Raw genomic sequence first — 6,824 nt, forward strand, 5'->3', positions numbered from 1 at the left:
GGAGAGTTGCGCGGTGGCCGCCCCATGACCAGGGGCTACGCGGAGATCGCGGCTACACCACCCAGCGGGACACCATCCGGCAACGAGTCGGTCGATCAGCTCGTTGCCTCGGTGGGCGCTGGTCATGACCGGCTGACGGTCGATGAGCCAGGCGGTGCGTTGCCTCTTGAGCGGGAGCCCACCAAAGCGGGCGACCAGTGGCTTTCTGCCTCCGTCGCGGGGGACGGTGACCTGCATGCAGGTGCGCATTCCCTCCGGCATCCGGATGGTCGTCTTGTACTTCTTGGCCATCTTGGTGACGGTGGAGCGGTGCTTGCCTGCAAGGGTCTTGAGCATCGAGGTCTCCATGACCCAGCGCAGGTGAGCCAGGCGATTTACGTCCTGGGCCAGCAGGTAGTACTGGACAAGCCCGCGGTACTCGGACTGGTACTTCATCACGATCGTGTAGTCCTGATCGTGAATCAGATGACCGAGTGAGACGGGCTTTCCCTTGCGCATGAAGCGAGCGCAACGCTTGCGCACCAGGTCCCTGGGCATAAACAGGCCGATCACGCCGTTGACGGAGCGTCGCCCCTGAGGGTCTACCTTGTCATTGGCACGCTGGGCTCTGATCTCGTAGCCGAGAAAGGACGCCGCCTGGCTGGCAGCGTGAGTGATCAGGGTCTTGGACTCGGACAGTTCCAGCTTGAGTTGCTTGTGCAGGAACTGCCTTATCTGTTCCTTGATCTCCTCGGCTTCGCGCCGGGGGCCGATGAATCCGAGCAACCAGTCGTCTGCGTACCTGCAATATCGCAGCCTACGGTAGCCGGGGTCGTCGGGGTCCTGGCTGGGCAGGGAACGCCTTTGGACCTTTAGGTGCCGCAGGGCTTCCCGGTCGCCGTGTCGTCGGGCCTTCGCGATCTCGACGCCGAGGTACTCATATTCAGGGTTGAGACGACGTTTGTTGCCTAGATTGTGGTGCGGAAGCAGTCGCTGTTCGATGAAACGGTCGAGTCGGTCCAGGTATATGTTGGACAGGATCGGCGAAGCGATCCCGCCCTGCGGAGCTCCGCTGAGTGTGGCGTTGTAGCGCCAGTCCTCCAAGTACCCGGCCTTGAGCATCCGTTCGACCAGTTGCAGGAACCGGCCATCGTGGATCTTCTCGCCCAGAATCGTGAGCATGACCTGATGGTCGAGACTCCCGAAACAGTCGGCGATGTCGCCCTCGATGAACCAGCGAGTCCCTTTCCATGTGGCGGCCACTTCCTCAAGTGCGGTGTGGCAGCCCCGGCGGGGACGAAAGCCGTGGGAGCGGTCGGAGAACTGTGGCTCGTAGTACGCCTCCAACAGCATGCGTACCACTTCTGCCAGGAGCTTGTCCGACCACGGCGGCATGGATAGTGGCCTCTTCTTGTGTGATCCCTTCTTCTCGATATAGACCCTCCTGGCCGGTGACCACCGGTATGACTCGGTGCGCAAGGTCCCGATGATCCGGTCGATCTTGGCCAGGGACATGCCGTCCACGGTGTCCCCAGTGACCCCCGGCGTCATCGCACCCTTGTTGGCGTAGATGCGCCCGTAGGCCCGCAGGAACAATTCCCTGTTGAACAGCTGCCGATACAGCCTTTCCAGCGGCAGGCCCCGCCTGCCACGTTCTCGGATGACGCCCAGTACGGTTTCAGTAGTCTGCATTTCGCATCCCTCCCCGCCTGAACTTCCTGATCACCTGTGCCCCTTCGCCCTCATTCCGGCTTTCCCGGACTTCACGACCGGTCGTCACTCCGGCGACTACTATGGGCACTCCGTCGCCATAGGGCTCGCGCCCCGTAGGCGATCCCGTGGTACGTCCTTGCTGTACGTATCGAGCGCGAGACAGGCCGTCCACTCATCTCCTTGACCAACCCTCATTGGGTGGCGCTCCGCGCTCTGGAGACTGCTCGGACAACAGCTGCATGTCCGAGCCGAGCGCAGCGTCGGTTTCAAGCGTCGTTCCGACGGGCGATCTGTTACACCCGCTGGAGATTGGACTTGAAGCAATTCAGCCTTGGCCATATCGCGCGGGTCTTGCAGCACCCCGCCCTGGACGCCTCCAGACGGACACTGCTTTCCCGGCATGCTCTGGTCCCTTGTGCGCTTTCGCGTTCCGGTAAGCCGGGTGACCCAGGAATGTTTCTCCAGATTCCTCCCAACTGCATTGGGGATACAACAAGGCGCCTCACGGCGCACCGCGGTCCAGACGTACTCGGTGACGTGCACGAAATCCAGGAGCACGTTGATCGTGCAGCCGCGGCGGGCGGCTTCGCGCTGGATCAGGTCGAGTTGGTGGCGGGCGCCGTCGACCAGGACGACCCAGCAGCGGTGGTGGCCGGGGTCGCGGGCTTCGGCCTGGGAAAAGACGTCGGCGATGACCTTCTCGGGCGGATGGAGGAGCGAGGCCGTGCACCACTTCCGTGCCGCAGCCGGGCCGCGGCGGATCCGACGGCGGGTGCTGCGGCCGCCGGGTGGATGGATCACATCGTGTGGGCGCCGGGGAGCGGGAAGGGCGTCGAAGACGCAGGCCACGGTGGCCATCCGCTTGCGATTGGGCTTCTCGCCCGGCGTGATTCGGCTCCGATGTCCGGCCTCGGCGGCGAGCCGGGCTCTTTGAGTGGCGGGCCGCAACGCCTCCGGGCGCATGACCACGCCCTTGCCGTCGACCTCGATGACCAGTAGGACATCCCGGCTGCAGGGGACGGGAATGTGCTGCTGGTAGAAGGAGTCGATATCACCGGAGGCGGCGGCCACGAGCTGTTCAAGACGGCGCTTGCCCAGCACTCGCCCGCAGCGTCGCTCGATCGCGCTCTGGGCCTGGTCGAATGAGCCCCGCACGGCTTCAATCACCGCGAGCCGCCGAAGCCCCATCGAGTGCCGGCCCGCAGGAAGCGACAGCGTCGCATCGGCCGGATGGACGTTGGCCATCAAAGGGCCTCGATAGGCTATGCGTTTCACGCGCACCAGGCCGAACATGCAGGCCAGCGAGCGTGCGTGGTCCGTCTCCCGCCACGGACGCAGCCGCCCGTCCGGGCCGATCACTCGTGGCTGCACTTCCCGCCTGGCTGCCTCTTCTTCCCTGCGGGCCCGCAGATCCAGGTGATCCTGCAGCAGCTGCCGCAGTAGTTGACGTCCGGCTTCTTCCATGTGTTCTTCCAGCTCAGCGTGGGTCCACGATTGGGCTGGCTTGCCTTGCAGGGTGTGTAACAGCGATTCGAAGGCACTGACCGAGCCGGCAAACAGGTCATCCATGAAAGGGGTGGGGCCGGTCAAGTACCGGGCTTGGCCGCATTCGTCTTACCGGTCGGCAAGTTGAGACCGTACTCCGCCAGCGGGAGGACCAAACGTTCTTCCCGCAGGGGTGGGCTGCAGTTCCGCATCGAGTGGAACGTTGTGGGGGGTGTGCTCTTCACCAACGTGATGCTGGGCTGGCGGCGCTCCGGCCGCCGGTCATCCATCCGCCGCGCCCGCACCTATCAATGGCGGGGCGGCATGGTGTAGTTCGGCACACGGTCGACGGGATCAATCAGCACTTCGGCCGCGCCGCGAGGCGGGGGCCGTACCTATTCACGATCCCGCGCCGACCGTGGGTCCGGATGCCGCTCACCTTGTGTCCGTGCGGGTCAGGCAGCGAACCTCGCCGTCCCGTAGCCCGTAGTAGACCAAGGTGAGCAGCTTGCGTGCCGCGGCGACCGTGGCGATGTTGCGCGCCTCCGTGCCGCGGCGGGCTTCGATGCGATCCTTGTGCGCCCGTATCCAGGTGCCTGCGGGCACCCGTTGGACGGCTTCAACAACCGCCCAGCGCACGAGTTTCGAGCCCTGCTTGGTGATGTGCCCACGTGTCACCTTCAGGTCCGACTCGTGGTGCCTAGGTGTGATTCCTGCCCACGAGCAGACGTGCTTGGGGCCGGGGAAGCGCGTGACGTCACCGAGTTCGGCGACGAATACGGCAGCCAGCACCGGCCCGACGCCGTCGATCCTCTGGATGGCGCGGTAGCCGGCATCGTCCCGGAGTCTGTGCGCTATCTGCTTGTCCAGGCCCGCGATCTGCTTCTTCAGCTCGCTCATCACCGAGTTGAGGGCCCGCAGTCGAGCCCCGTAGCCGTCCGGGACAGGCAGCTTGTCAAGGAACTCTGTGCCACCGGCGCCGAACAGATCGCTCATGGGGACCGCGATGCCGAGCTTGCCCAGGACCCCGTGGATCTGGTTGCGGCAGCTGGTGCGCTGGCTCACGAGTTTGTGGCGACCGCGGACCATCTCGCGAAGCTCCCTGGTCTCGGGCGGGGCCAGCCATGCCTCTGGCAGCCGGCCCAGCCGCAGCAGATCAGCGAGGTCCTGCGCGTCCCGCTCGTCGTTCTTGACTCGCCGATAGGAGAACGCCTTCACTCCCAGTGGGTGGGCGAGGTGCACCTCCGCCCCGGCTTCGGCGAGTGCATCGGCAGCCCAGTACCAGCCGAGAGTGGCCTCGAGCACCACCTTCGCTCCCGGACCCGCCTTGGCGATCTCCCGCTTGAGCCGTACCGGGTCGTTGCTGAAGCGGACCGGATTGCCCAGCGGTGCTCCATCGGGTGCCATGCGCACCAGCACAGAGCGCCGCCGGTGCAGATCCATCCCCACCCACTGGGGATCATCGTGCGATGAGTTCATGAAGGTGCCTCCCAAACCGCCGAGTCGGAACCGAGTGGGAACCGCATGACTCACGCAGCCGGCAGAGGCGGAGGCCCCGCCCCTTTCATCGCATCAGTACTCACGCTTGTGTCATACGGTTCCATCCCGGGGCTCTTCTCGGCGGGCGTCGATTTGGTTGGCACCTTCGACTCTAGAGAGAAGAGCCCCTCCCTCAAGAGGAGTTGGACCCCATTCCCGTCCCATGGCGGACGGGAGCGAACAGGCCCGGATCGCCCTCGGCCAGCCAGCCCCTGGCGACCAGCCGCTTCAGTTTCCCCCGCGTCCCCTCGATCTTCCCCACCTCGGCGGGCAGCCCGATCCTCGGTACGACCTGCTTGGCCCGCACCGGCCCCGGCGCATCCCGGACCACCTCCACGATGTCTCGGTAGATCTTCGGGAGTGCGCTCGTGTCCATCCCCGGTCGCCAGTGGGGCACCGCCAGCACCCCCACCATCTGCCGCTCGGCTCCCGCGTACGCAGATGACTCCCTGGTTTCGTCCTCCCCGACGACTTCCGGTACCTCATCCTCCAAGGCAGATGCACCAGCCGACATCTCCGCTATCACCTCGGACACCGTCTCCCGAGCGATCCGTAGCCGTTCCAGATTCTCCCGAGCCTCTTCCAACCGGCCAGTCACTTCTGCCAGTTGCTCCTCAAGCTCGTCCACCCGCCCCCGGGCAGTCGCCTCCCGGGCCTCCAACTCCTCGAACAACGAGCCCATCAGGATCGCCTCCTCCACCACCCACGGTAGAGAGGGGCCCAGCCGAACACACCCCGATCAGCACCGACCTACCGGCTGCTTCCCTTCAAAGGAGCCGCACCCAACTCCGAAGGCCGGTAACCCCGTTGCGGGGCTACGAAAACGGTAATGGGGGGCTGTGGCCTTCCGGGGTTTCCTTTGTGGGGACTCTCAGTGGGTGTTTCATCCTGGAGATGGTGTCTGATTCGAAGGTGCCGGGTCTCTCCAGGTTGGTGTGGTTTCTCCGGTCAGTCTGCGGGTCATCAGGTCGATTGCTGCGAGGTGGATCATGGCGGTGGAACTGGCCGGGAGTGTCTCGTAGTCGCGGGTGAGCCGCCTGAAGATCATGAACCAGCCGAGACTGCGCTCGACTACCCACCTGCGTGGTAGGGGTGTAAATCCCCTGGTCCCGGGGGTGCGTTGGACGATTTCCAGGTCGATGCCGAGGCGGGCGGCGTGCTCGACGAGGTAGTGGCGGTAGCCGCCGTCGGCCCAGATCTTGCGGATGGTCGGGAACCGCGCGGCGAGTGTGTCGATCAGCCGTTGGCCAGCCACCGAGTCCTGCACGCTCGCCGCGGTGACCAGCACGAGCAGCAGCAGGCCCGTCGTGTCGGTGATCACGTTCCGCTTGCGGCCCACGATCTTCTTGGCGTTGTCCGCGCCTTGACCGGCGGCCGGGACGTTGGAGGAGGTCTTCACGCTCTGTGCATCGATGACCGCCGCGCTCGGCTCCTGGTCCCGTCCCGCCTCCTTGCGTGCCAACCGGCGCAGCAGGCCGCCGAGTTGCTCGAAGATGCCCTCGTCGCGCCAGGCCGCGAAGTAGTGGTAGGTGGTCTCCCACGGTGGGAATTCGTGGGGCAGGAAGCGCCAGGGGATGCCGGTGCGGTCCACGTACAAGATCGCGTTCAGCAGCTCCCGCAGCGGGTACTTCGACCGGCGCCCGCCCGGGATCGAGTGCTCGCGCCGCTGTGCCCGCCAGGCGGTCAGCACGGGCTCGATCAGCGCCCAGCGGGCGTCGGACAGGTCGCTCGGGTACGGCTTGCGCGTGGTCATGCCACCGGCGTACCGCGTTGCCGAACCTGCCGCCAGAGGGGCGTGTGGACCGGCGGATGAGCACCCCCAGACCGGGGCACCCTCGAATGAGACAGGTGAAATTCGCGAAGGGCGGTATGGCGGGCACTATGTCGCACCCCGGTCGACACTGCGGCCTCGCACATCCCGACCCGGCCCTGCCACCTCCCACGACACACCACCAAAGGCCCCGATCCCATCAGCTTCCAGGATGAAACACCCACTCAGAGGGCGTTTGATCTAGGCGTATTGCCCTGCATGCCCTAGTAGGACTTTGTTAGGTGGCTGGTCAGGTTCTGGAGTTGGTAGTTCGCTGGGGGTATGACTCCGGAGGAGC

The 6,824-nt window shown here is 65.3% G+C and carries 4 protein-coding genes and 1 pseudogene; all 5 read right to left on the bottom strand.

What is annotated here, in order from left to right:
- Nucleotides 1–1,671, bottom strand: a 1,671-nt coding sequence (locus H9Y04_RS45315; protein ID WP_187820100.1) for a reverse transcriptase/maturase family protein, incomplete at its 3' end; no start/stop codon positions are given.
- Between the two features lie 516 nt (nt 1,672–2,187).
- Nucleotides 2,188–3,261, bottom strand: a pseudogene (locus H9Y04_RS45320) (ISKra4 family transposase); the annotation flags it as partial.
- 351 nt (nt 3,262–3,612) lie between these two features.
- A complete protein-coding gene (locus H9Y04_RS45325; protein ID WP_187820102.1) occupies nt 3,613–4,656 on the bottom strand; it encodes an IS110 family RNA-guided transposase in 1,044 nt (347 codons plus the stop codon).
- 193 nt (nt 4,657–4,849) lie between these two features.
- On the bottom strand, nt 4,850–5,419 hold the full coding sequence (locus H9Y04_RS45330; RefSeq protein ID WP_308802058.1) for a coiled-coil domain-containing protein: 570 nt from the start codon (nt 5,417–5,419) through the stop codon (nt 4,850–4,852).
- Between the two features lie 180 nt (nt 5,420–5,599).
- The gene (locus H9Y04_RS45335) at nt 5,600–6,469 is read right to left on the bottom strand and encodes an IS5 family transposase (RefSeq protein ID WP_187820103.1); all 870 of its coding nucleotides are present in this window, start codon (nt 6,467–6,469) and stop codon (nt 5,600–5,602) included.
- Between the last annotated feature and the right edge of the window lie 355 nt (nt 6,470–6,824).

This window comes from Streptomyces polyasparticus, assembly GCF_014493765.1.
Classification (GTDB): Bacteria; Actinomycetota; Actinomycetes; order Streptomycetales; family Streptomycetaceae; genus Streptomyces; species Streptomyces polyasparticus.

What these genes read in the sequence shown, in the direction of transcription:
- H9Y04_RS45325 (WP_187820102.1), bottom strand. Translation starts at nt 4,656, where the DNA reads ATGAACTCATCGCACGATGATCCCCAGTGGGTGGGGATGGATCTGCAC.
- H9Y04_RS45335 (WP_187820103.1), bottom strand. Translation starts at nt 6,469, where the DNA reads ATGACCACGCGCAAGCCGTACCCGAGCGACCTGTCCGACGCCCGCTGG.